Source organism: Ruthenibacterium sp. (assembly GCF_017421385.1).
Lineage (GTDB): Bacteria > Bacillota > Clostridia > Oscillospirales > Ruminococcaceae > Ruthenibacterium > Ruthenibacterium lactatiformans.
On the sequence record NZ_JAFOIN010000072.1, the window covers coordinates 69,588 to 94,604 of the forward strand.

Annotated in this window: 19 protein-coding genes; 6 read left to right on the forward strand and 13 right to left on the reverse strand. The window is 56.5% G+C overall.

Annotated elements, in window-relative coordinates; translation table 11 throughout:
* Nucleotides 1-159: 159 nt before the first annotated feature.
* Genes IIY41_RS07810 through IIY41_RS07825 form a run of 4 tightly spaced genes read left to right on the forward strand, consistent with a single transcriptional unit; the run spans nucleotide 160 to nucleotide 5,949 of the window.
* A complete protein-coding gene (locus tag IIY41_RS07810; protein WP_050004939.1) occupies nucleotides 160-1,263 on the forward strand; it encodes a response regulator in 1,104 nt (367 codons plus the stop codon).
* Nucleotides 1,253-3,070, forward strand: coding sequence for a cache domain-containing sensor histidine kinase (locus IIY41_RS07815; protein WP_055081201.1), 1,818 nt, complete (start codon nucleotides 1,253-1,255; stop codon nucleotides 3,068-3,070). Before IIY41_RS07810 ends, IIY41_RS07815 begins: the two co-directional genes overlap by 11 nt.
* 4 nt (nucleotides 3,071-3,074) lie before the next feature.
* Nucleotides 3,075-4,655, forward strand: coding sequence for a DUF4091 domain-containing protein (locus IIY41_RS07820; protein WP_009324730.1), 1,581 nt, complete (start codon nucleotides 3,075-3,077; stop codon nucleotides 4,653-4,655).
* Complete coding sequence (locus tag IIY41_RS07825) at nucleotides 4,648-5,949, forward strand: alpha-L-fucosidase (RefSeq protein WP_287400265.1); 1,302 nt, start codon at nucleotides 4,648-4,650, stop codon at nucleotides 5,947-5,949. Before IIY41_RS07820 ends, IIY41_RS07825 begins: the two co-directional genes overlap by 8 nt.
* A 63-nt stretch (nucleotides 5,950-6,012) precedes the next feature.
* On the opposite strand, the gene IIY41_RS07830 is transcribed toward IIY41_RS07825, so the two are convergent.
* From IIY41_RS07830 to IIY41_RS07870, 9 genes are all read right to left on the reverse strand, one after another.
* Nucleotides 6,013-7,170 (reverse strand): iron-containing alcohol dehydrogenase, encoded by a 1,158-nt coding sequence (locus IIY41_RS07830; protein WP_009324732.1) that lies wholly within the window; start codon nucleotides 7,168-7,170, stop codon nucleotides 6,013-6,015.
* A 17-nt stretch (nucleotides 7,171-7,187) separates the two neighbouring features.
* Nucleotides 7,188-8,120 (reverse strand): amidohydrolase family protein, encoded by a 933-nt coding sequence (locus tag IIY41_RS07835; RefSeq protein ID WP_270247823.1) that lies wholly within the window; start codon nucleotides 8,118-8,120, stop codon nucleotides 7,188-7,190.
* 96 nt (nucleotides 8,121-8,216) lie between these two features.
* Nucleotides 8,217-9,152: a BadF/BadG/BcrA/BcrD ATPase family protein gene (locus tag IIY41_RS07840; RefSeq protein WP_287400268.1), complete on the reverse strand. Its 936-nt coding sequence runs from the start codon at nucleotides 9,150-9,152 to the stop codon at nucleotides 8,217-8,219.
* Between the two features lie 17 nt (nucleotides 9,153-9,169).
* Entirely contained in the window at nucleotides 9,170-10,240 is a 1,071-nt protein-coding gene (locus tag IIY41_RS07845) for an SIS domain-containing protein (protein ID WP_050004945.1), read from the reverse strand.
* Between the two features lie 38 nt (nucleotides 10,241-10,278).
* Complete coding sequence (locus tag IIY41_RS07850; RefSeq protein WP_009324736.1) at nucleotides 10,279-11,109, reverse strand: carbohydrate ABC transporter permease; 831 nt, start codon at nucleotides 11,107-11,109, stop codon at nucleotides 10,279-10,281.
* Nucleotides 11,110-11,122: 13 nt separating this feature from the next.
* On the reverse strand, nucleotides 11,123-12,106 hold the full coding sequence (locus IIY41_RS07855) for a carbohydrate ABC transporter permease (protein ID WP_058722876.1): 984 nt from the start codon (nucleotides 12,104-12,106) through the stop codon (nucleotides 11,123-11,125).
* Between the two features lie 146 nt (nucleotides 12,107-12,252).
* Complete coding sequence (locus IIY41_RS07860; protein ID WP_155200783.1) at nucleotides 12,253-13,578, reverse strand: extracellular solute-binding protein; 1,326 nt, start codon at nucleotides 13,576-13,578, stop codon at nucleotides 12,253-12,255.
* Between the two features lie 354 nt (nucleotides 13,579-13,932).
* A complete protein-coding gene (locus IIY41_RS07865; RefSeq protein ID WP_082670676.1) occupies nucleotides 13,933-16,410 on the reverse strand; it encodes a LuxR C-terminal-related transcriptional regulator in 2,478 nt (825 codons plus the stop codon).
* A 210-nt stretch (nucleotides 16,411-16,620) separates the two neighbouring features.
* Nucleotides 16,621-18,246, reverse strand: coding sequence for an FAD-dependent oxidoreductase (locus IIY41_RS07870; RefSeq protein WP_287400272.1), 1,626 nt, complete (start codon nucleotides 18,244-18,246; stop codon nucleotides 16,621-16,623).
* 198 nt (nucleotides 18,247-18,444) lie between these two features.
* On the opposite strand from IIY41_RS07870, the gene IIY41_RS07875 reads away from it, so the two are divergent.
* Nucleotides 18,445-20,553, forward strand: coding sequence for a peptidoglycan-binding domain-containing protein (locus IIY41_RS07875; RefSeq protein WP_009324742.1), 2,109 nt, complete (start codon nucleotides 18,445-18,447; stop codon nucleotides 20,551-20,553).
* Nucleotides 20,554-20,557: 4 nt separating this feature from the next.
* A complete protein-coding gene (locus tag IIY41_RS07880; protein ID WP_009324743.1) occupies nucleotides 20,558-21,244 on the forward strand; it encodes a peptidoglycan-binding domain-containing protein in 687 nt (228 codons plus the stop codon).
* A gap of 51 nt (nucleotides 21,245-21,295) precedes the next feature.
* Here the strand turns inward: IIY41_RS07880 and IIY41_RS07885 are convergent, their stop codons facing one another.
* The 4 genes from IIY41_RS07885 to IIY41_RS07900 form a co-directional block, all read right to left on the reverse strand.
* The gene (locus IIY41_RS07885; protein ID WP_009324744.1) at nucleotides 21,296-21,916 is read right to left on the reverse strand and encodes an AAA family ATPase; all 621 of its coding nucleotides are present in this window, start codon (nucleotides 21,914-21,916) and stop codon (nucleotides 21,296-21,298) included.
* A 15-nt stretch (nucleotides 21,917-21,931) separates the two neighbouring features.
* On the reverse strand, nucleotides 21,932-22,777 hold the full coding sequence (locus IIY41_RS07890; RefSeq protein ID WP_055081208.1) for a carbohydrate ABC transporter permease: 846 nt from the start codon (nucleotides 22,775-22,777) through the stop codon (nucleotides 21,932-21,934).
* Nucleotides 22,777-23,673, reverse strand: coding sequence for a carbohydrate ABC transporter permease (locus tag IIY41_RS07895; RefSeq protein ID WP_009324746.1), 897 nt, complete (start codon nucleotides 23,671-23,673; stop codon nucleotides 22,777-22,779). The genes IIY41_RS07890 and IIY41_RS07895 overlap by 1 nt, the downstream gene beginning before the upstream one ends.
* Before the next feature lie 123 nt (nucleotides 23,674-23,796).
* Nucleotides 23,797-25,017 (reverse strand): ABC transporter substrate-binding protein (locus tag IIY41_RS07900; RefSeq protein WP_287400277.1); only part of this gene is annotated, 1,221 nt, incomplete at its 5' end.

The following is a 25,017-nucleotide window of genomic DNA, read 5'->3' on the forward strand; positions in this document are numbered from 1 at the left end:
TAACAAAGCCGCCATCCAAAAACAACGGGACAAAATTTTGAAAGGAGGGCAAAATTATGTTGTTTGGCCTGTTTTTTATTTTTTGAACTAAATTCACTTGAATAGTTGTCGCATTTTATATATTATTGAGACAACAAATCCGGGCAGGAGATGAATGCCATGAGCTTTACCGTTCTGATTGCCGACGACGAGGCGATGCCGCGCACCGTTTTGAAAGAGCATATCCCGTGGGAGGAACTTTCCGTAACGCAGGTACATCTGGCCACCGACGGCGAGGAAGCCGTGGAGCAGGCGCGCAGGTTCCGCCCCGAGATCATCATCAGCGACATCAAAATGCCGCGGCGCAACGGGCTGGAAATGGCGGCCGCCGTGCGGGAATTTTTGCCCGCGTGCCAGTTCATTTTTCTGAGCGGCTATTCCGACAAGGAATACCTGAAGGGCGCCATCCGGCTGAGGGCCGCCTGCTATGTAGAAAAGCCGCTGGATCTGAGCGAGATCACTGCCGCGCTGCGGGAGGTAACGGCGGAGTTGCTGCGCCATGCGCAGCCCACGGAGGAGGAGCTGTTTTTCCACGGCGGGCATTCCCCGGAAAGGCCTATGAACCAGACGGTGTTTTCCTGCGGGAAAAGCGCGCTCAGCCAGCTGGAAAAGCTGATTCGGAGCAACCGCGGAGAGGAAACGCTCGCCGCGCTGGGCAGGATGTACGCAGAGATCAGCCGGTGCGAGGGCACGTCCCCCGAATATCTGCGCCACCTGTACTGCCAGATCATCTTTCTGTTTCTGCATGCGGCCGAGAGCCACAATGTCCGGGCCGTCACCGAGCGGACGGATTTTTTGCTGTACACCGCGGTACGGCAGGAAACGCTTGCCGGCCTGTGGGACATTCTGCGCCGGACCGCGCAGGACTATTTTTCCGCTTTGAATCCCTCCTGTCCCGATATCGCTGTTCGGGTGGAAAATTACATCGAGGCCCATTACCGCAACTGCGGTCTCACCGTCCAGAGCATCGCCGGGGAGCTTGGGTTCACCAACTCATACCTGTGCGCCGCATACAAAAAAAGCTGCGGCAAAACGGTCAACCAGCGTTTAACGGAAATACGCCTGCACCATGCGAAGGAGCTTCTTGCGGGAACCAGCCGCAGGCTTTACGAGATAGCCAACGCCGTGGGCTACGGGGACGGAAAATATTTTGTCAAGCTGTTCACTCGGGAGGTGGGGCTTTCGCCCAGGGAGTACAGGGGGAGGCATTCATATGAAGAATAGTCTCCTGCGGTGGCTGCAGTGGTCCACCTCCTGCGGAAAGCTGCGCAGCAAGCTGCTCTGTATTTATTTCCTGCTTATCGTCATCCCGCTGGGGATGTTTTCCCTCTATGCCTATCTTCGCGTGAAAAGCGTTATCCAGGAGCAGACCTTCTCGGCCGCGCAGAATGCCTTTGACGATACCTGCCTGTCTCTGGAGCATCTTCTGGGCCGGCTGGACGGTGTCATCGACATCCTGTCCACAGATTCCCTAATCTATACGATGGCCTCCAACGATCCGCGCGACTTTACATATATCCGCCGTCTGGAGGATTCCGACCAGCTTGCCACCACCTTCGAGCACCTGCGTGTGCTGTCCGGTGTGGACCGCATCCGGCTTTATGTCGGAAACGATTACCCCTACTCCAACACCAGGACAAATATCGTCCAGATCAGCCGGATAGAGCAGAGCGGCTGGTATCAGGCCGCCGCGCAGGGCCGCCGACGGCTGTGGTGTGCCCCGGCCGACCTTGGGGAATCTTCCGAAACCGGGCAGCCGTGCTTTTCCTCCATACAGATGGTATACAATCCGCGCAGCGTAAAGGAGCCGCTGGCGATCCTCCGCGCGGATATCGACGCCCGCCGGGTACAGGAGCTGGTGAGCGGCACCTCCATCACCGAAAACGGTCTTTTGCTGCTTTTGCGCGGGGACGAGGTCCTGCTCGCGTCCGATCCGGACATTCCTCTCTCCCGTCTGGACACGCTGGTGGAGCAGCTGCACGGTTCCTGCGCGGGCGCATGGACGACCATACAGGCCAACGGCACAGATTACTATGTGCAGTCCAAGGGCATCGGCCCGTCGGGCTGGCGCATCGCCAGCATCCTGCCCTACCGTGACGTTTTCCGCCTGAGCCATGAGCTGAGCATTGAAATGCTCGTTATTGTCATAGCCGTCGCCCTGGCGGCCTATCTGCTGGCATATCTCACCAGCCAGTCCACATTAAAGCGGATATCTCAGCTTACCGGCACGATGCAGGCTGTGGAAAAAGGCAACGTCACCGTGCGGCTGGAGCCGTCGGGCAACGATGAGATTGCTCAGATGATGGACGGCTTCAATCAGATGATGGACCGCGTGGACACGCTGATGGAAGAGCGGGTGGAATATGGACGCCAAATCAAAAACCTTGAGCTGAAAGCACTTCAGGCCCAGATCAACCCACATTTCCTGTACAATTCTCTGGATTTGATCAACTGCACCGCCATCAGCCGCAACGTGCCCGAAATCAGCCGTATGGTGAACGCGCTGGGCCGTTTTTACCGGCTCTCTCTCAGCAAGGGGCGCGAAGTGATCCCCCTGTCCGATGAGCTCAAGCACGCGCAGCTTTATGTGGAAATCCAGAATCTGCGGTTCGAAAACCGCGTCTCTGTCCGGTGGGCGCTTGACCCTGCCGCCGCCCAATGCCGGATCATCAAAATCGTGCTGCAGCCGCTGATTGAAAACGCAATCATCCACGGTATCTTTGAAAAGCCGTCAAAATGCGGGCGCCTCGCCGTGGCGGTGCGCCGTGAACCGGACGGCATCCGCATCACCATCGAGGACGACGGCGTGGGGATGGATGAAGCCACCCTGCTCTCCAACTTTTCCCCTGCCGCGCCGGGCCAGATCACAGCCACTCCCGGCGGATACGGCGTGCGCAACATTCAGGACAGGCTGCGCCTGGCCTACGGCGAACCGTTCGGGTTGTCCTGCGTCAGCCGGCCGGGCAAGGGCACCACAGTCACAGTTTATATCCCGGCCATTGAGCCGGAAGAACAACCGCAGGAGGGGTAGGTACATGCATTTTTCCGTTTTCAGCGATGCCGAATGGCTGTATCCCGATTCCGCGCACAGCGCGCTGTCCGGCATCAGCCTGCATCTGCCGCGCGGCGGCCACGACGGCGCCCAGCTTCTGGGCGGCATACTCTCCGGAACGCTTTCCGCCGTGCTCCGCTGGGACGGCGGCCGCGGGCCTGCGGTGCGGCTGTACCGTCTGCTCCCGGTAGGCGTAAACGAAAACACCTCGCCCACGCTGATGACGACGACCGACTACGAAAGCTGCCGGGAATTCGTCACGCGCAAAGCCCCCTTCGAGGTCTTTGACGCGCTGAAGCCTTTGACGGAACCGGAAACGCCGGACGGAACACGGCTTGCGCTTTATCTCTGTGCAGAGGCTGCCGCGGATGAAACGCCCGAGGAATATTCCGGCACGCTCACCGTTACAGTGGGTGCGGACAAGGCGGAGCTTTCCGTCCGCTGCACCGTGCATGCGCCGGTGGTCCCGCCGCCTGCACAGGCGCGCCTGAGCATGCTCAATTTTTTTGATTACGACGGCCCCGTCCGGCAGCACGGGCTTGTCCGAGGCGGGGCGGACTACTGGCAGGCGTTCCGAAGCTATGTCCGGGCACAGCTCGACATGCGCTGCACGCATATCCTGCTGCCGCCGGGCGAAGCGGTGTATCGGGACGGCGCGCCGGCCGGGTTCGATTTTTCTTTTGCGCAGCAGGCCGGCCGCATCGCCCTGGAAGAGGGCGCCGCCTTTCTGTGCGGCGGGCATGTGGCCCACTGGCACGAATGGGACGACAGCGAGTATTACCCCAACTGGGACAGCACCACCGGCGTGAGCACTCCGCAGGGATATCTGCAGCTGCGCCTGTATTTTTCCCAGTGGGCCCAGGTCATCCGTGCCAACGGCTGGCAGGGCCGCATAACGCAGGCGCTGGCCGACGAGCCGCAGACGCACAACGACAAAACTTACCGTGTACTCGCCGCCATATGCCGCAAATTCCTGCCCGGCGTGCCCATTCTCGACGCGGTGGAAACAACGAACCTGGGCGGCGGCGTCGACATCTGGGTACCCAAGCAGGACACCTATGAAAAATGGCGGGAGGAATATACGGCCCTGCAGGCCGCAGGCGAAGAAATGTGGTTCTACACCTGCGCCTTCCCGGCGGGGCCGGCCATGAACCGCAGCATGGATCTGCCGCTTGCCGTGAGCCGTACCGTGCTGTGGATGGGCGCTCTTTACCGGCTGTCCGGATTCCTGCACTGGGGTTTCAATTACTACATCGGGGACGATATCTGGCACAGCGCCTGCTGCCCCCATAAGGGCGCGCTGCTGCCCGCCGGGGACGCGCATATCGTCTATCCCGGCAAGGACGGCAGGCCGTGGCGCAGCATGCGCTTCGAGGCCCAGCGCGCCGGCGCCGAGGACTACGAGCTGCTCATGCAGGCTGTGGACGCCGCCCCCGGCGAGGCCGACGCACTGATCCGCACCGTATGCACAACGTTCCGCAGCTATGCCCGCAGCGGAGCGGCGGTGGCGGCCGCGCGCCTGCGGCTGTTTCGTCTGCTGGAGGAGGTCGCTCGGAATGGCTGACATACAATGGTTTTGCGACGCACGTTTCGGCATGTTCATCCACTGGGGGCTTTACGCCGTTCCCGCCAAGGGGGAATGGTATGCCAGCATCGGCCGCGTCCCGCCCGAGCGCTACGAAGAATATCTCCGCACATTCGACCCCGTTGATTACGATCCGCGCGCATGGGCGCGCATGGCCAGACAGGCAGGTATGAAATACGCCGTGCTCACAGCAAAGCATCACGAAGGATTTTGCCTGTTTGATTCCGCCTATACCGATTACAAAGCCACAAACACCCCCGCCGGGCGCGACCTGGTGCGGGAATACGTCGACGCCTTCCGCGCCGAGGGGCTTCGTGTGGGGCTGTATTATTCCCTGGTTGACTGGCACCATCCCGACTATCCCGCTTACAACGACCCCTTCCACCCCATGCGCGGGACGGACGTCCGCCGGGAGGAGCGCTGTGATTTCAGCCGTTATCTCGACTATATGCACGCACAGGTCCGGGAGCTTTGCACCAACTACGGAAAGCTGGACCTGCTCTGGTTCGATTTTTCCTACGACGGACACTGTGGCGAGGACTGGCGTGCCGGAGAACTTGTAGAGATGGTGCGCACGCTGCAGCCCGGCATCCTGCTCAACAGCCGGCTGGAGGCGAGCGGCGGCTCGCTGGGAAGCCTGCTCTCCGGCGCGCCCACGCCCTGGGCGGGAGACTTCGCCACCCCCGAGCAGATCCTGCCGCCCGCGCCCCTGTGCCGCCCGGACGGGACGCCGGTCTGCTGGGAGGCGTGTCAGACCATGAACAACAGCTTCGGGTACACGGCCGCGGACCGGTGCTTCAAAACGGCGCGCACCTGCATCCGCCAGCTGGTGGAATGCGTCTCAAAGGGGGGCAATTACCTGCTGAACGTCGGGCCGGACGCCCGCGGCAATATCCCGCCGCAGTCCCGCCGCATTCTGTGCGAGATCGGCGAATGGATGCGCCTGAACGCCGACAGCATTTACGGATGCGGCGCCAGCGCCATTCCCGTCGCCGCGTTCGGCTGCCGCGCCACCGCCCGCGGCAAAAACCTTTATCTCCACGTCATGGAGCAGCCCGTGGGGCCGCTGGCGCTCACAGGGCTTTCGCCCGCCGCCATCCGCTCCGCACGCGTGCTCGCAACCGGCGCAGAGGCGGACATCCTGACAAGCGGCTGGGCCGTGCAGAATTATCCCCAAACTGCGTTTCTCAGCCTGGCAGCGCAGGCCAACGAAACGCTCCCCCTGCCGGATGAAACGGATACCGTCCTCCATCTGACGATCTCGGAGACATAAAACAACAGCAGCAGCCGCATCCATGGGGCAGATGGACGCGGCTGCTGCTGTTGTTGCCTTTGTCTATGAAAATATATTTTCCAATATTATCCGTGCATCTTCCTTTTTCATCCTGCGGGGATTAAACGCCTGGAACAATTCCATTTCAATTTCCGCCGCCATCCGATCCAGCATACCGTCATCCGGCCGTTCGGCAAAGCCCGAAATCGGGCGCAGACGCAGCGTTTCATCTCTGAAGGCTATGACAGCCTGGCGGACGGCCATGCCGGCCTGCTGTGGTGTTTCGGCGCCTGTAAATGAACATCCGAACATCCGCCCCACCGCGGCCGTTTTTTCCGGGAGAGCCGGGGCATTGAATTCCAGAACCCATGGAAGCGCATAGGCACATGCATATCCGTGCGGAATGCCGCACCGTGCGCCCAGTATATGCGCCACGGAGTGCCCTGCGTGCGTATGCCCGTACCGGAGCATCCAGCCTCCCAGCATACTGGCCACGGCCATATGTTCCCGCGGTTTTACCGCGTCCGGATATGACACCGCCAGAGGCAGCCATTGTATGACCGAACGAATATTTCCCTCGCTGATCTGGTCTGTCGGGACAGACGCCGCCGTTGATGTGTAGGATTCCACGGAGTGTGCCAAAACATCCATTCCCGTGGACGCCGTAAGCCCTGCTGGCAGCCCCACCGTAAGCAAAGGATCCAAAACAATATACTCCGCCATCGCGTTCGTTGCCAGGATCGGGCATTTGACGTGTTCGGGGCTGGTGATGACCAGGCCGTCCGACAATTCGCTCCCGGTACCCGCCGTCGTGGGAACCGCCACAAGGCCGCCCGCTTTTTTCATTTCATTTTTCTGCCCGGCGTAATCCATGATTTTCCCCGGATTGCAGCGCAGCAAATTGATTCCCTTTGCCGTATCGATGCTGCTTCCCCCGCCCACTGCTATTACAGCGCCGCACCGTTCCGCCCTGCAGAAAGCCGCACCCTCGTCCACGACTTCGCTGGGCGGGTCCGCCTGTACTTTATCAAAAAGTGCGAACTCCACCTGTGCCTGTGTCAGGCTGTTTGTTACGCGCTCCACAATACCCGCCTTTTTCACGCCCTCGTCGCAGACTACCAGCGCCTTGTCCACGCCGAGCCGGCGCAGCAGCGCCCCTGTTTCCTGTACCTTCCCTGCGCCATACAGTATCCGGGCTTCCTGCAGCAATGTAAATTCCATTTTACATCCGCCTTTCCTCATAAATGAAGCAGCTTCGCTGCATTTCCGTAAAACACCTTGTCCGCAAGAACAGGGTCGTCCGCAAAAGCCTCTTCACAGGCTGCAACAGACTGTGTGATCCCGTCGAAGGGATAATCGGTTGCAAACAACAGCTTATCTTCGCCAAACAATCCGGCCAGCTCCCGCATGACCTTTGCGTTTTTAAACGATGTGTCTGTATACACATTTTTCCAGCCGTGCCTGTGAACAGCCTGCGCCAGCTCCTCGTACTCCCAGCCGCAATCTCCTCCGGCATGCGCGGGAATGAGGATGTAATCCGGATACCGCTCGATCAACGCGAGCATAGAATGCAGCTCTCCATATTCCTTTGGCGCCAGAGGCTGATATTTACTTCCCGGCTTATAATAATCATTGATCCCGCAATGTGAAGTGATCGGCAGGCCCATTTCTCCAAACACCTCTACGGCTGCGTAAGTGCGTTCGTCCGTGAGAGGCACATTTTGCAGAATGGGATGCAGCTTTAACCCTTTTGCGCCCCTTATGATATCCCTTTTCAGCTTGGCCTTCATTTCCGGGATGGGAAGGCGGAAGTCCGCACTTGTAAACGGGAGCAGCCTCGGCTCCAGCTTTGAGGCGGCCAGCGCTTCTTCGAAGCTGGAATTCGGCATAACGGGCAGCGACACCGCATAATCGATATGGTTTTCATCCAGCGCCTTTTGTGTCGCCTCCAGGCTTCCGTATTCCCATGTCCTCAGTTGACCGGCATCGATCAGGATATTCTGTTCCTCCTGGTTTTCCGTAACCAGCGCGCGGCTGTAATGATCCCGCGCCAAATCCTCAAACGGGTCCGGATAGGGGGGGAAATGAAGCTGCGGATGGAATACGATGTTTCTGCTGTCGTGAAAAATATCCCCCAGATGCGTGTGGAAATCAATGATCCTTCTTTTCATGTCCAAAATGCCCCTCTCTTCCATTGTTTCATACACAGGGCAGCCTGTAAAAAGGCCCCGGCCGCGCTGGACGCGCTGCACCGGGGCCTCGGCTGATCATTCTGCGTCCTTCAATCGCGCCTGGGCGATCCTGCACGCTCCCATCGCGGCATCTTCCCGGGCAATGAGCACCTCAACATTGTCATATTTCTCCGTAAACAGCTCTTGAAAAAACTGAAAATGAAGCTTGCTTTTCACGATCGCACTGCCCCAGGCTCCCACTCGGAATACCGGCCGCTCTGCAAAATGCAATTGCTGTACAACCGCATCTCCCAGCGAAAAAGTGTGACGCGCCGCCTCTTTGAGTATTTCAACCGCATAGGGATCGCCCTGCTCGGCCGCCTGGTCCACGACCCTTGCGAGGCCCGGATTTTTCCAGCACATATGTTCAATATCGATGCACACGCCAATCAGATCTTCCTTGCGCTCCAAATGCAGCACCTCGTTGAGCATCCTGCTGAGGATGGACGGCCGGGCCCTGCCGTCCATCAAAAGGCTCAGATGATTCAGTGCGCGCATGCTGATCCAGCTTCCCGATCCTTCGTCGCCGAAGATGCAGGGAGGCCAGCCGCCGCACCGTGCCGTCTGCCCTTTTTCATTGCAGCCGAACGCAATGGAACCGGTGCCGGCAATAACGACTGCGCCCACTCCCCCGGTGACGGCAAATTGCGCCACCTGCGCGTCATTTACACACAATACCGGACACACAAAGCCGGAAAGGCCTTTGTAAATGTCATCCACCGCCTGCTGGTCCCGGTCCGTATCCAAGCCTGTCGTCCCGCACACAAGATAAACGCATTCTTTGCGGGAACCTCCGAATTTGGCCAGGCATGCATCAATATTTGCATTGACCCGTTTGATCACTTCTTCACGTTCCAGGCGGTAATGCGGCGCCGGAGGCCCGACGTACTCCGCGACCACGCCGCCCCCCGGGGTACAGGCCCGGACAAGATATTTGGTACCGCCGCTGTCTATGCCTAAGATATATTTCATATCATCTTGCCCTGCCTTTATCTTCCGTTATTGTATTTGGTGGGACAGTTTTTCGTATACAGATCATATGCCGGCGACCCCTCGGCCAACCCCAGCAGCTCCGGTACCCGTGCCGCCAAAAGCTGAGGGAGCAGTACCGCTTCAAAAATCTGCGTGTGGTCATGGCCAGTGCGCAGAGCATGCAGCACTTTCGCCCCCTGGATCGACTCATCCGTGGTGACCATATAGGCATAGGGCGAAAAATGGGCATGGCAGCGCGCCAGCTCCATCATGCGCTCCCGTTCTCCGGGCGCGTCACTGATATAGAACACCCCGCCCAGTTCCCGGTCTGTCAGAATGATCGGCCCATGCAGATACTCTTCGAATTCAAAGCTCATGGACGGCACCTTGATCGTCTCCAGAATTTTCAGGCATCCCTCTGTGGCGGCTGCAAACGCACTGCCGCACCCGACCAGTACATATTTGCGAATCTGCACCAGTTCATCCTGATTCCGCCGGAACCATGCTTCCGTGCGCCGGATATTTTCTTCCATCTGGTTCACAGCAAGGTCCAGCACACCGATCTCCGCATCGTATTTATCCGGCCCGATCGTCCCGGCAGCCAAAGCGGCCTCCAGCGCGCATATGTAAAAACAAAGCACCGACGCTGTATATCCTACCGTCTTTGGGCCCGCGAGCTCTTCCCCGCAGCCGATGAGCATATGATGGCTGCTGCGCCGCCGGATCTCACATTCCGCCTCCCCCGTGATGCTGATGGACGGGTAGGCGGCAAGCTGTTCCATCGCCTGCAGCGTGTTGGTGGACGAGCCCCCCTGCGAGATAAACACCACCATGGGCCGTTCGCCCCGCAGCTGCGGGATGCGTGAAGAGGGTACCGCGCATACGTCCACATCCAACATTGTCTCCATATATCCTGCGGCGGCACGCTCCGCATTCAGCGAAGTGCCGCTGCCGATCAGATACAGTTTATCCGGGTTCACCGCACAAAACAGCTTCACAAATTCTTCTGTCTGTGATTTTCTTTGCTCAAGGATCTGCCGGAGCACCTCGGGTTGGCTTTTCCAGTAATGATACATACTGTTCCCCATGAAATCATTTCTCCTTTTCAAAGTCTTCCGGCAGCGGCTCATCCCTTCAGGCCTGATGTAGCGATGCCTTCAACAATATATTTTTGGAACAAAAGATATACGGCTACCGGCGGAATGCCGCTGAGCAGCATCGCAGCGATTTTTACGCGGCCTTCAATCCAGGAACCATCCCCCAGAAGACCGGCCACCAAAACGCTGACGGGCTTCCATTTGGTTCCCGCCACCAATGTCGGCCACAAAAAGGAACCCCACACCTGCATAAACTGTATGACCGTCACCGTCAGCAGCGGCGTGGCCATCAGCGGCAATACCACACGCAGAAATATTTTCAAATGCCCTGCGCCGTCTATCTCGCCGGCTTCTATCAGTTCATGCGGCATGCTCTCCAGAAACTGTCTGATGATGAATACCGCAAATGCGGACGGAATGGACGGAATTGCGAGGCCGATCAATGTATCGCTCCAACCCAGGTTATACACAAATCGGTAAAGGGGGATGATGTAAGTGATCATCGGAAGCATCATGCTCGACAAAATAAGCATAAAGATCACATCACGCCCCGGAAATTTAAAGCACGCCAGCTCATACGCCGCCAGAGAGGACACGATCAGCATGCCGACGATGGTCACGCTCACATAGATAAGCGTCTGGAGAGTTGACGGTGACATATTGGTTTGCAGCAATGCCTGTTTGATGTTTTCGATGCCGCTGGACAGCGAATTGGGATAAAATGTAGAAACGATCCCTCTGTCCGCAGTCGAAAATGTCACGCTGATCAGCTGCGTAAAGGGCAGCAGGCACACGACCAGCCAGAAAAGTGCAAATATCCAGCTGAATATCTTTGCCGCCGGAGAAGTTTGCTTCATCATAATACCGCCCCCTTCAATTGTCCTTGTTCTTACAATTGCGGTAAACAATCTGGAGCAGCGTAATGGCGAAAATAATAAGCATCAGCACAAAGCCTTCTGCACATGCACGTCCCAAATTGCCCGCTTTGCCCGAATATACGTTGCCCACGATCTCCATGACCGGATAGCTGGCAAACGCATTCTTGCCGCCGATCACGCCCACGGCGCTGGAGTTGGAAAGCACCCACGGGATGTCATAGGTCTGGATCGCCCCGATGAAGCAATTCACAACCACAAAAAACAGCACCGGCTCCAGCATTGGGATGGTGATATGGATCCACTGCTGGAATGTACTCGCACCATCGATTGTTGACGCTTCGTACAGATCGTTAGGAATATTTTTCATGCCGGCGGTCAAGATGATCATGTTGAAACCGATGGCGCGCCAGAGGTCAATGATAATCAGAAGCGCCGTAAAATACCCCGGCGTCAGGCGCCAGGTAACGCCTTCGCCAATTCCCATTTTACCCAGAAGCACCGCCACCAGCCCGGTGTCCGCACTCATCAGCCACAGCCAAACGCCCGTAGCCAGAAAGAACGGTGCAACATACGGCATAAAAAACGCGCCGCGCAGGAAATTGTGCATGCGCCCGCGGAACTGATTGATCACCAGAGAAATGACCGTGGCAAAAATAAGGTTCAACGGCACCACCAGCACCACGAAAAGCGACAGGTTTTTCAGTGAAGTCAAAAAGCGTTTTCCCTGCTGCGTTCCTTCGCTGAGCACGGTTTTAAAGTTCTCAAGTCCGACAAAAGAAATTTCCGCATTTGTTCTGGTAGACCAATCAAAAAAGCTCATCACCAGCCCATAAAGCATCGGCCACAAAATAAAAACGCCGAAAAAGACAACAAACGGCGCAAGCCCCAGATAGTGCTTTCCGTACTTGCGCCAGAAAGCTCTGCCTCTGGTTTTCCCACGACCCTGCCCCGTAACACGTTTTGCGGCTGTATTTGCCATGGCGCTCTCTCCTTTTCACCTGATTCTTCCCAGGCCCCGCCCGAATGGCGCGGGGCTATGGCCAACCCGCCAGAAGCCTCTCGCGGGCTGGCCATAACCGTGGGTGTGCGGCCGGGCCGCACACCCACACAGCTTACGCAGTCGGTTTATGCATTTTCATTGATCATTGCAATGGAGTCCTCGGCAGCCGCCTTTGCATCCGTGAGGCTTCCATCCCAAAGCCCGAACATGGAATCGGCACAGCCTGTCTCCCACATCATGTCGCAGCGGAACGGGACCGCCTGGTTCACGCAATTGTTCACGATCTCGTTGCATACGCTCAACAACCACGGCGACTCCGGATCGTTCGCAATTTCGTCCATCGCGTCATTGTTCATAACAGGGCGTCCCATCTCGCGGCAGAACGTCTTCATCTGCTCGGTATCGGTGATGTACATCAGGAACCCGGCCGCCGCATCGTTGCGTCCCTGGTCTCCGCTGTCTACAACTCCCAGCCATTCGTTGCCGTAGGAAGCACTGTACGGGCCTCCTGCCACCTGAGAAGGCATCGGGATAGCGTCGTATTTGAAATTGCTGTTTTCCTGTGCGGCAGCTTCCAGGTTGGGGTTCAGGAACGGGCCGTGCACAGTAAAGGCCAGCTTATCAGACGTAAACGCATCCGTGGCTGCCTGGTCCAGGAACGTATAAGCCGCAGAGTACTGTCCAACTTCCTTCAGCAGCTCGTATCCGGGCTCCAACGCCTCAGCCGTGATCGTCGTTTCTCCATTCTCCCAACCGACCTTCAGGTCCGGGTTGCCGCATACAAACGCGCTCGTTACCCAATCGCTGGCCGTCAGGTTGGGCAAAACATCATAACCATTTTCCTGCACGGCCGCAAACTGTTCCAGCAATTCATCCAGTGTTTCAGGACGCTTGGACGTATCAACGCCGCAGGCCTCCAAAACAGTCAGATTGCGGTATAAAAGCTGACAGTTTGCAGTGAACGGCAGCCCCCAACAGGTTCCTTCCGGATTCGTCATCAAATCCTTCATGGCGTCGGCATTCAGGGCGTTTTTGTATTCTTCGGGCGCCGCGTCGTAATAAGGCTGAAGGTTCAGGATATTCGCGCTCTCCACAATGCGCTTGCCGTTCAGGAACTGGATGGCAAACATGTCCGGCAGAGAGCCTCCCGCCATAAACCCGGATACGATCTCTGTGTCCGGTTTTCCAACAAAGGTGATGCTTTTCACCTCCGGATGCTGGGCAATGTATTCATCCGCCCATGTGTTGAATATCTCTGCCGCTGTACCTACAGTCCAGTCCTGGAACAGCCACATGGTCAGCTCATACCCTTCACCGCTCCCCTGGCTGCCGGCCGGTTCTGCCGGTGTACTGGAACCTGCACCGGACGTACCTCCACCGCCGCAGGCGGCAAGGCCTGCCGCCATGACCAGCACGAGCACAAGACTTAAAATCCGTTTCATCTTTTTCATCCTTTTCACCTCATTTTTATTTTCTATTGCATACGCAATAAAATCCAATGCTGCACCGTTTTCTGTTCCACAAGGCTTTTCTTATGGATATTTTATATATTTTTCTTTCTGATACTGCACAAAAAAAGTACATTTTGCTTTCACTGCTTCCATTATAGCCGTTCGGGCCTTTCAGCGGCACTATCATTAATAATAGTATTGCCGGGGCATTTCCCCTCATTGTTTTTTCACTCCCCCCCTTATTGATAGGGCGGTCTTTTTTTCTGCGCGCAAAATAAGAGCGCTGTGAATGGGGTTCACAGCGCTCTTGTGCATATGGGGAGCCAAATTGATCTGAGCGCAACAGCATAAAACTTACAGCAGCTTCAGCTCCTGCGCCTTTTTTATCGCCAGAACTTTGTTGTTCACTTCCAGTTTTTGATAAATGTTTTTAATATGATAGCGCACCGTTGTCACTGAAATAAACAGCCTTTCGCCGATCTCTTCATGCTTGCAGCCCCGTTCCAGCAGGCCGAGGATCTCTTTTTCCCTTGCAGTAAGCACAACTTTGCTGAAGTTCAGGCGTTCCACACGCTTTTGATATTCCTGCGCACAGAAAAGAACGCGGTTCATGTAAGCGGCTTCAAAAACATTCTGGTCTGAAATTTTTTCCAGCATGTCCAAAATATACACAGCATTTTCAGCGAACGGCAACACGATCCCGTCCGCCTGCCCAATTTCCAATGCACGGCACAACGCGGCGCACCCGGCTTCTTCTCCATGCAGCTGTTTTTGCGCCACAGCCATATAAACAGCATTGTGCAGAAGCCCCAATTGATTTTGATACGGCGCAAACTCGCGCAGCGCCATCTCGCACACCGCTTCAAGCCGGATCGCATCGCCGCTCAGCATCACAGCTTTCGCATGTACGGTATGATAAAACGGCATTCCTTGGCGCAGAAAGCTGGCTCCGCTCAAATCGCCGCTGCGTATCCATTCCGCAATCTCACCACCGCGTCCCAGGCAGGCATTCACATATCCGTCGCACAGCGCAAACGTCGAATTGAGGACCGGGTTGTTCTCCTTCAGTACCTCTTCCCGAAGAGATTCCATCATCTGCGGGTCCCTCTCACTGGTACTGCACAGAATCTCCAGCCGTGCCAGCGCAAATTTGGCGCAAATCATCAGACACGTCTGCTTTGCCGCCTTGGCTTTGTACATCGCTTTATATGCATGCAGCTCCACATGGTCGAAGTCCCCCGTCTCCAGAGTGTATTCCGCCAGTGCGACAGAATCGCACCCCATGCCGCAGCCATCAATGGGGGCCGTCAGGCTTTCGCTGTGCTGCGCAAGATATTCTGCTGTGTGCTGCAGTCTGCCCTTTTCTTTGTAATATCCATAGAGAAGATGCGGAGAACCGAACGTGAATTCTTTGCGCCGCGTTACGATGCAGGAACATCCTCCCGAAAAATACTCCATTGCTTTTTCATTGCACCGTACCATCGCCTCCAGATCGTTATATACCACAAACGTACGAACTACATTCACCTCGCCCAAAAGGAACCGCTTATAGCCGTCGTTCAGTGACGAGCCCCGGATATACCGTTCCATTGTATCCAGGTCGTCCCGGCACCGTCCCGGCGCACCCGGCTCTGTGCCCATCGCGCGAATACGGATATACTGCAAATATGCAATTGGGTATTTAAGACACTGCTCCTGTGTAAGCGTATCAAAAACATGAAAAAGCTGCCGAAATTGTGTAAACTGAATGTCCGGCGTATTCTCACGGTTGAATTCCGCCAGAATCATCTCTATCTCGCCGGCCTGATACAGATATTCAAAAGCTCTTCCATACTGCCGCTCGCGCAAATACCATTCTCCGGCCCGTTTGTACAAAGGCTGAAAATCAATATTCAGGAATTTGGCCCGCAGCATAAAAAATTCCTGCAGCAGATTTCGTATCTTATAGCTTTTATCAAACTCATTGTATACAACAAAGGTATTTTGCTTGATCAGCGTCTGCAGCACATATCCCGCCTCCGGGTCATCCAGCACATAAAGCGCCATCGAGATCGTAAAGGTCTCCAAAAAGGACAGCCTGCAGAGCGTCTCACGCGCCTTTCCACTGAGCGTATTGTACAGATTCTGTTCAATGATGTCATTTATCGTGTCGCTTTTTCCCACCGGCAGGCCGCGCTGCACGCCCTTCAGCAGCACATACACCATGGATACCCAGCCTTCTGTGTAGCTGTATATTTTTTCCACATCATCTTCAGACAGCATACAGCCGGCCATATTGAAATACCGTTGAATCTCCTCTCCGGTAAATTTCAGGGATTTTTCCGTCAAAGTAAAGCACAGCTGTTTCTGGTACAGGCCCGCCGCATCCAATTTTGACAAATCACGTGTGATCAGCACAATATGCATATTCTTGATATGCTCCTGCACTACGAGCTTGATCAGCGCAAACACTCCCGGGTCATTGATCACTTGAAAATCATCCAGCACCAATACCGCCGGGCGTTTATATTCATAGTCGATCAGCAGATCCACCAGATTGGCACGCTTGAGTTCATCATAGGGATAACCCATTTTTTTCAGCGTATGGCGCAAATCGCTCCCCTGAATATTCTCTACCAGATGGTTCCACAGATATTCCACCGACCCGCCGCTTCCTGCCAGGGAGACCCACACAAGATCCGCCGTTCCGGCATACTGGTTCAAAAACTGGCTGACTGCCGTTGTCTTTCCATATCCAATGGGCGCATGCACGATAGACAGCGGATACAAAAAAATGTTTTCCAGCTTCTGGTTGATCCGCCTGCGATTGAGCAGTTTTGTTTTCGTCTGCAAAACAGCGCCCCCTTTGCAGCAAATTTGCTATTTTTTTATTGCAATACAGCAATTTGCATGTTAATTTATTATACAGCGCGCAGCATGATTATTCAAGGTTTCTGTTTTTCCAGATACCGGTATGAAAACAGCTGCCGGAGAAGGGCTATTTCCCTGCTCCGGCAGCTGTTTTTGCACATCCGAACAATTTACGGTGCGCTTCATCCTCTTCTATCCCTGCGCTGCGTTTCGCCCCGCAATTCGTCCAAAGGTCAGTGCGATCGAATGGCTCAGCCCCGGAACGGTAAGCGGATAGTCCACAGAAAAGCGATTGCCCTGCACGTTTCCCGCAACGTACAGGCCCGGGATTGCCTTTCCTTCCTCATCGTAACAGCGCGCTTCCTCATCACTTTCCAGGCCCCCCATTACTGCGATCATCGTGGCAGGAACGAACTTGGCGGCATAAAAAGGACCTTTTTCCACCGGGAACAACCGCATGGCCCGCTTGCCGTAATCCCTGTCGTTTCCCTCTGCGCACATGATGTTGTAGCGTTCCAGCGACACGAGCGTCTGCTCCATGGGAAGGCCTGTTTTTTCTACAAGCTCTTCCAGTGTATCCGCCCGCAGCAGCTTGCCGCTCGCCACCGCCTTTTCCACAAGTGCAGGCGAAATATAATTGTCTATCGTAGAGAGCTTGCTGTACAGCGTACCATCCTCCAATTCCTCATCGGTCACGAAAAAACAGACTGAGCCATGGTTCGGGTGCACCCGCCGCACCTGCTCCGGCCAGTTGCTGTCCACAAATTGCCAAGCTGTTTTGTCCGGCAGATTCTCGATCTGGCTCCCGATCTGCTGCCCCGGAGCATCCTCATTCACAAAACGCAGCCCCCGCGTGTTCAGCAGCACAAACCCGGACGCCCCGAAAACGCTTCCCATATGGTGGGCGCAGGGGGCGTGTGGGCTGTCCTGTAACTTGGCACCGATCCACATGCCCATCCGGTGCCCGTCGCCCGTGTTGCTCGGGCTATGGTTTTTATCTCTCCCAAGCCATAATTGCGGAGTATCGGCCATGCCGGGGCAAAAACGGCGAAGCATCTCCGCGTTGCTCATATAGTCCCCTGTGGAAAGCACCACCCCTTTTCTGGCCAGCGCTTTTATGTATCTGTCTTGCCCGACCTGGGCCACCGCGCCCTGCACGCGCCCATCTTTCTCCCGCAGCAGTTTCACAACCGGCGCCGAAAACAGGCATTGCGCCAGCCCAGTCTGCATCAGCATTTGCACGTTCCCCTGGAACACCGGGATATGCGTCGGCCGAACCCAGGCGGTCGTTGGATAGCACTTAAAGCGTTCCGTACCGTTCTCAAAGCTCTCCGGTGCTGGACAGCGCCTCGGCTGTATCCAACACTTTGTTCCTTCCGGCGGGACCTCCGCCGTCGTTTTCAATACCGGGATGTCGGGATAGCATTCCAGATACCAATCAAACGCCTCGCCGGCCTCCTCTGCCCAACGGCGCAGGATGTTCTGGCTCACCTTATATGCCATATCCCGCATCAGGTCGTTGACGATCTGGACCTTATCCACGTTGCGGCGACCCCAAACATCCGCCACACGGCTGTCCATTACGGCAAAATCACCCGAACGCGCCTGTGGAGCCTCACATTTTTCCAGCAGGAGCACCGTGCTGCCCAACTCCGCTGCGGCGCGCGCTGCAGCCACTCCCGCCAGCCCTGCACCGACTACGACTACATCCGCTTCCATTGTTTTTTCGATCCGGCTTTCTTCAATTTCCGGAGGCTTGCCCAGCCAGGTTTCACCCTCATAAAGTGATTTCTTCATCATCAACTGCTCTGTATCCACAACAGGGCACTATCCTCCTTTTTATATTTAGCCGGAAGTGTTCAATCTGGCTTTACGCCTATTATAACGGAAACGTCCCTTTCTGGATACTATCATTGCTAATAGGTTTCTGTTCTTTTCGTACCTCTCATTTCAAAAAAGGCTGCGCCGCATTAAGCGCCTCCATGCAAGCAGCACCACACCAGCGGATAAAATTCTTTGAACTGCCCCATTCAGTTGCTCGGTAATTTTGTGGGTTTGGTTGGTCCCACCTGGCCGGAGCAGGCCCTGCGGGCCAACATCCACGCTCAAATCAGCCTGGCGCTGAACCGCGTATATACTGAATGGTACCGCAGCAAAGGCTACAATTTTCAAATCACCAGCTCCACCAGCTACGACCAGTACTACGTCCATGGCCGTAACATCTTCGAGGTGATGAGCCGCATTACCGACGACATCTTCAACACCTACGTACGCCGCATCGGTACCATCGACCCCTATTACACCGAGTACTGCGACGGCAAAACCGTATCCTGCCCCGGCATGAAGCAATGGGGCACCGTCACGCTGGCCAATCAGGGACGCAACGCGCTGTCCATCCTGCAATATTACTACGGCAACAACATTGAGATCGTACGCACCAACAACATTCAGGCCATTCCCGAAAGCTATCCCGGCACACCGCTGCGCCTGGGCAGCACAGGCAATGCCGTGCGCACCATTCAGCGCCAGCTCAACCGCATCGCCCGCAACTACCCCTTCTTCGGCACTCTCGAGGTGGACGGCGTGTTTGGCGCCTCTACCGAGGCTGTGGTAAAAAAATTTCAAAAGCAGTTCAGCCTTGCCCAAGACGGGGTTGTCGGCCGGGATACCTGGTACAAGATCAGCTATATTTACGTAGCGGTCAAAAAGCTTGCGGAGCTTTCCAGCGAAGGCGAGGCCGCCACCGGCAACCTTGTAGCCGGCCAATGGCCCGGCACCCTGCTGCGTGTGGGCAGCCGCGGCGACGATGTGGAACAGATCCAGTTCTGGCTCAACGCCGTGGCCGAATTTGTGGACACCATTCCCACCGTCACGGTGGACGGCATCTTCGGCCAGGCCACGGACCGGGCCGTGCGCGCCTTCCAGCAGCATTTCGGCCTGACGGTGGACGGCATCGTGGGACAGGCGACCTGGAACAGCATCTACAACGAATACAGCTCTATCCAGACAGATATCGCCCCGCCCAACGTCGATACTCCGGGCCAGTTCCCCGGCACCACGCTCGCTGTAGGCAGCCGCGGCAACGACGTCAAGCAAATGCAGTTTTATCTGCGCATCATCTCCAACTCCAACAGCGCCATCCCGGCCATCACGGCGGACGGCATCTTCGGCTCCGCCACCGAGCGTGCTGTGCGCGCTTTCCAGCAATTCTACGGGCTTACCGTGGACGGTCTGGTGGGCAAGCTGACCTGGAACAAGATCTACGAGGTGTACACAGGCATCATCAACGGCCTGCTGGCGCCCACCGAACGCCCGGGCACTTACCCCGGTGCGCCTCTGCGTATCGGCTCTACGGGACGGGCGGTCAAGGAAGTGCAGTATTACCTGTACCTGATGAGCGCCTACTACACGGAAATTCCCGTCATCGCCTTTGACGGCATTTACGGCACCGCAACGGCAGAAGCCGTGCGGGCCTATCAGCGCCTGTTCGGCCTGGCGGTGGACGGCGTCGTCGGCCCCGCCACCTGGAACAGCATTTACAACCAGTTCTCCACGCTGCGCAACGTGGACGGCCCGGTGAACCGCTTCCGTGTGTTTGCATACCCGGGCTATGACCTTCAGGAGGGCATGAGCGGCAGTATGGTGCAGTTCGTTCAGTTCATGCTGGCTTACATCGGCTCGTTCTACGACACCATCTCCCCCATCACCGTGCTTGACGGCGAATTTGGCCCTGAAACCAAGGACGCCGTGGAGAGCTTCCAGCGGGAGTTCGCCTTCGCCATCACGGGTATTGTGGATGAACCCACCTGGGCGGCGCTCGTCATCACTTACCTGAGCCTTGCCTCCGACGAAGGCGAAAACGATCTGCCGGAGGGTGAATACCCTGGCTTCGTGCTGGCAATCGGCAGCGCCGGGCCAAGCGTCCGCCGCCTGCAGCGCTACATGAACGGCATCGCCTCCCGCTTCTGCGTGGCCTGGTTCGTGCCCGAAAGCGGTATTTTCGACGAGATTACGCTCAATGCCGTGAAGGAATTCCAGGAGGGCTTCGGCCTGCCTGTGACGGGCCTTGTGGACCGCGCCACCTGGGACGCCATTTACAATTACTACATCATGGAGGAGGAATAGGGCCATGGCCAAGGTCATCGTATACGACGAGTACACTAACCGTCTGTTCACCTATAACCTGTCTGAAAACGACCCGATGCCCTACGCCTACGGCAACACGATGCGCGTGCGCGAGTTCCGCGGCTCATCCAACAGCCCTACGCTTTGGACGACGACGCGCGCCATGGAGGCATGGAACCTTACGCGGCGGCGTTACGGTAAGGGCATTTACATCGGCTATGCGTTCAAGCGCATCTGGGAAGGCGGCCACGGAACGGCCAGCCAGCACTACGCGGGCGTGAGCTTCGACGTGGGGCAGAACGTTTCGTATTCCCAGCGCGTGGCCATCCGCAACGCGGCTGTGGCAACCGGCGCCTGGGGCTATGTGGAGCCCATCTCCATGACGCCGACCTGGGTGCATTTCGACCGCCGCTACGGTACTCCCGCGTGCAGCGGCACCACGGCGGGCTACCCCACCGTGCGGCGCGGCAGCCGCAGCACCTATGTGCTGATCCTGCAGGATGCCCTCAATGCGCTTGGCTACACCAACCGCCCGCTGGACGGCATCTTCGGCGGCGGCACGGAAAACGCGGTGCGTGCGTTCCAGCGCGCCGTAAGCCTGACGGCGGACGGCATCTGCGGCTGCAACACCTGGAAAAAGCTGACGGCGGCCAGCGTGGGCATCGGCCGCACCCGCACAGTCATCGACTGAGCCGCAGAACAAAGATCCCCGGTTTTGGCAATGCCAAAACCGGGGATTTCCTCAATACTGCCAGGAGTTGAATTCAAACGCATTGGGGCATTTTTCGCCTTGGTCCTCACTTTCCAGCAGCGCCTTGTATTTTTCATAGATCTCCGCCGCGCCCTCGGTCTCGTAATAGGGCTCCACGCGGCTGGCCTCCGTCAGGAAGTGGTACACGTCGCGGCCCATCTCGCGGCCGCGGCGGGTATGCATGTCCAGCGCGTAATCCGGCACTTCAAACTTTGTCCCCACTTCAAACTCGTGGTTCAGCAGATTTTTCACATGGTCGCTGGAGCGCTCTTTCTTCTGGCGGCACAGGTAACGGATGGCATGCACGAAGAACATGGGCCTGTCGCCGTCGTTGTAGGGGAATTCCTGGCGCATTTTGAACAGCGTGTACACCAGGTTGGGGGCATCCGGATTGCCGAAGCCGATATCCTCCACGCTGATGCACAGCAGGCGGCGCCACAGCTTTTCCTCAAACTGGGGGCTGGTGATGTACATTTCATAGGCCGCGTGCAGCGCGTCCTCTTCCTTACCCCTGCGGATGGCCTTTTGCAGCATGGCTACCATTTCGTCGCCGGCATAGCCGTTGCGGGTGGTGATCTCCGCCCAGGGATCGTAAGACATAAATTCGCTCATGGTTAATACCTCCGTTTATTCCTTTGTTGCGCCCGCCGAAAGCCCTTCCGTGATCTGCTTGTGGAAAATCAGGTACAGCACTACGGTGGGGATGAGTACTACGATGATGGCGGCTGCCAGCGTGGGCCAGGAGCCCTGCTGCGCACCCGCGTAATTCATCAAAAATGTGGTCAGTGTTTTGAGCTTTGTTTTCGGCATATACAGGTACGGCACGTACATGTCGTTGACGATGTTGACGATCTTCAAAATGACGACCGTGGCCGTTGCCGGGGCCAGAAGCGGAAAAATGATGCTGTAAAAAATGCGGAAATAGCCGCATCCGTCGATGAGCGCGCTCTCATCCAGCGCTTTGGGTATCTTGCTGACGAACTGCATGTACAGGTACAGCTGCATCAGGTCGGACGCCACATAGATGATGATGGGCGCGCCCAGCGTGTTGTACAGTCCCATGCTCTGGATGACCTTGAAGCGGGCGATCTCGACCACAAAGGTGGGCACCAGCATGCCCAGGTAAAAGCAGCCCATCACCAGCCTGCGGAAGCGGAACTCAAAGCGCTGCAGGCAATAAGCTGTAACGGACCCCAGCAGCACGTTGAAGAAAATACTCACCACCAAAATCACGGCGGTGTTTTTCACTGCCACGGGCAGCAGCTTCGCGCCCAGCACCTCGGCATAGTTGTCCCAGTTCCACGCACCGGGAGCGGGCGGCAGGATGGGTGAGGTGGAGGCGAGCTGGGCCTGTGTTTTCACCGATGTGAACAGCGTGACCAGCAATGGGCCGACAACCACGGCAACCACCGCGGCGCTCACAAGATATTTCACGCACAGGAACAGCGCGCGTTTGCATTTGTCCCGGTTCATCACGCCGCCTCCTCCTGGTTGAACACTTTTTTCAGCACCACGTTCTGGAACACATACACCAGAATGACGATGGCCATGATGGCCACGGCCATGGTGGCGGCCATGCCGAAGCTGTTGTACTTGAACGCGGTGTCGATGGTGTACAGCGTAAAGGTGGACGAGGCGTAGCCCGGCCCGCCGTTCGTCATGATGAACGGGATATCGAAGCACTGCAGCGTGCCGCGGATGCAGTCGAACATCACGAAGCTGAACACCAGCCAAATGTTGGGCAGCTGGATGCGCCAGAGCTGGTGCCACGCATTGGCGCCGTCGATACGGGCTGCCTCCATCATCTCGGTGGGAATGGACGTCAGGCCCGTGGAAAACAGCACGATGTGGTATCCGCTGAACCGCCAGGCGGACACCGCCGCCAGCACGAAATTGACAATTGCAGGGTCGCTGAGCCACTTGCAGATCCAGCCGGAAAGCCCCAGCCCCGTCAGGATCTGGTTGAACGCGCCGTTCACCGGGGAGAAGAAATAGGAAAACGCATAGGACATTCCCACGCCGTTGATGATAAACGGCAGAAACGCGATGGTCTTTACCAGCTTTGCGCCCTTAAAGCCGCTGTTCAGCATCACGGCGATTCCAAGCTCGATGGGGATCATCACCATGTGCACGGCCAAATAGATAAAGTTGTTGCGCAGGGAAAGCCACAGGTCCGGAGACTTTGTGAACATTTCGATGTAATTGCGTATCCCGTTGAACGGCCGCTCCGGCGAAACGCCGTCCCAGCTTGTAAAGCTCATGGCCACCAAATCCACAGAAGGGTAGACCACGAATATCAACAGCAGGATCACCGGCACCACGAGCGACAAAATAATAAAGCGGTTCCGGCTTTTGTGGATGGACTTCATACAGCTGCCCTCCTGAACGATTTTGGTTGCTCAAAAGCCCGCAAAAAGCGGCCGGGGCCCGAAGGCCCCGGATGAAAGCGGCTGTGCGCCGCCTTTCTGCTTACGGATGCGCTGCCGGGGAGCTTATTTCATCCCCAGTTTCTCGCGCGCGGCGGACCAGTCGGCGTTGAGCTGGGCGAAGGTTGCTTCCAAATCAAAGCCGTCGGTCAGCATTGAGGTGCCCACCTTGTTGTAGTCGAACTTGCACTCGTTGACGATGGCGGTGTAATCGTCGCCGCCGCCTACGTAGTTCACCAGATTGATTGTTTCGCCTTCTTCATCGGCATAAGCCATAAAGTGGTCCTTTTCCTTCGGCGCAGTGGACATGGTGCTTTCGCAGGAAAGCTTCTGGACATAGTCGGGATAGAAATCATTGAAATAGAATTCCAGGAACGCTTTGGCAAGCTCCTGATTTTCAGAGGTATTGGTAACGCCCATGTAGAAATCGCCCAAAATGACGCGGTTGATGCTACCGTCCTCTTTGCTGTACGGCAGATAGAACGATTTCAGCTCTGTCAAATCCACACCGCTGGCCTTAATTTTGGCAAGGCCCATGGAGTTGTCGATCATCAGACCTGCCTGTTTATTCAGGAACAGGCTCAGTGCCTGGTCATAGCCAAGGCCAAGAGGGTCGGCGCCCAGCACGCCCTTCTGGAACAAATCATACACCATCGTGTAAGCCTCGCGAATGGGTTCGCCTTCAGCGAACGGCTCATCCACTGTGGCCATATAGTCCCAATACAAGCCGTTGCCGGACATGCTGGCCGGGGAATTCTCCATGAAAGGATATACGGGCCAGCTATCCTTTGCACCCATGGCTATGGCCATAAAGTCAGGGTCAGAGGCGCCGTAGTGGTTTTGCAGCGTCTCACAGGCGGTTACAAATTCCTCCCATGTATGAGGCACGCTCACATCTGCACCCTCAAACACGTCGGCCCAATAATAAACATAGTCACCCGCCAGCTTTTCCGGAATACCGATGATACGACCGTCCGCTTTTACATCCTCGGCAAGCAGGTTGTTCGCCGCCGCTTTGGTGTCGCTCAAATCCACCATATAATCCTTGAACACAGGGAAAAAGCGGGTCTGAAGATACATAAGATCCGGCAGCTCACCAGCAGACGCGCGAATCTTCATCTGGTTGAAATACTCGTCGTCGTCCTTGAACTCCTCGATCTCAATGTTCACGTTGGGGTACAGCTCCTGAAAACGCCCCTCCAAGTCGAGCTCATCGTACAGATCCATAGCCTCGTTGTCCCAGGTGGCAAAGGTGAGCGTCGCTTTGATGTTTGGGTCCAGCGCGCC

Coding starts and splice junctions, on each gene's coding strand:
- IIY41_RS07840 (WP_287400268.1), bottom strand. CDS start 9,152: ATGAAATATATCTTAGGCATAGACAGCGGCGGTACCAAATATCTTGTC.
- IIY41_RS07820 (WP_009324730.1), top strand. CDS start 3,075: ATGCATTTTTCCGTTTTCAGCGATGCCGAATGGCTGTATCCCGATTCC.
- IIY41_RS07815 (WP_055081201.1), top strand. CDS start 1,253: ATGAAGAATAGTCTCCTGCGGTGGCTGCAGTGGTCCACCTCCTGCGGA.
- IIY41_RS07835 (WP_270247823.1), bottom strand. CDS start 8,120: ATGAAAAGAAGGATCATTGATTTCCACACGCATCTGGGGGATATTTTT.
- IIY41_RS07895 (WP_009324746.1), bottom strand. CDS start 23,673: ATGAAGTCCATCCACAAAAGCCGGAACCGCTTTATTATTTTGTCGCTC.
- IIY41_RS07890 (WP_055081208.1), bottom strand. CDS start 22,777: ATGAACCGGGACAAATGCAAACGCGCGCTGTTCCTGTGCGTGAAATAT.
- IIY41_RS07885 (WP_009324744.1), bottom strand. CDS start 21,916: ATGAGCGAATTTATGTCTTACGATCCCTGGGCGGAGATCACCACCCGC.
- IIY41_RS07810 (WP_050004939.1), top strand. CDS start 160: ATGAGCTTTACCGTTCTGATTGCCGACGACGAGGCGATGCCGCGCACC.
- IIY41_RS07855 (WP_058722876.1), bottom strand. CDS start 12,106: ATGGCAAATACAGCCGCAAAACGTGTTACGGGGCAGGGTCGTGGGAAA.
- IIY41_RS07860 (WP_155200783.1), bottom strand. CDS start 13,578: ATGAAAAAGATGAAACGGATTTTAAGTCTTGTGCTCGTGCTGGTCATG.
- IIY41_RS07850 (WP_009324736.1), bottom strand. CDS start 11,109: ATGATGAAGCAAACTTCTCCGGCGGCAAAGATATTCAGCTGGATATTT.
- IIY41_RS07825 (WP_287400265.1), top strand. CDS start 4,648: ATGGCTGACATACAATGGTTTTGCGACGCACGTTTCGGCATGTTCATC.
- IIY41_RS07845 (WP_050004945.1), bottom strand. CDS start 10,240: ATGGGGAACAGTATGTATCATTACTGGAAAAGCCAACCCGAGGTGCTC.
- IIY41_RS07880 (WP_009324743.1), top strand. CDS start 20,558: ATGGCCAAGGTCATCGTATACGACGAGTACACTAACCGTCTGTTCACC.
- IIY41_RS07830 (WP_009324732.1), bottom strand. CDS start 7,170: ATGGAATTTACATTGCTGCAGGAAGCCCGGATACTGTATGGCGCAGGG.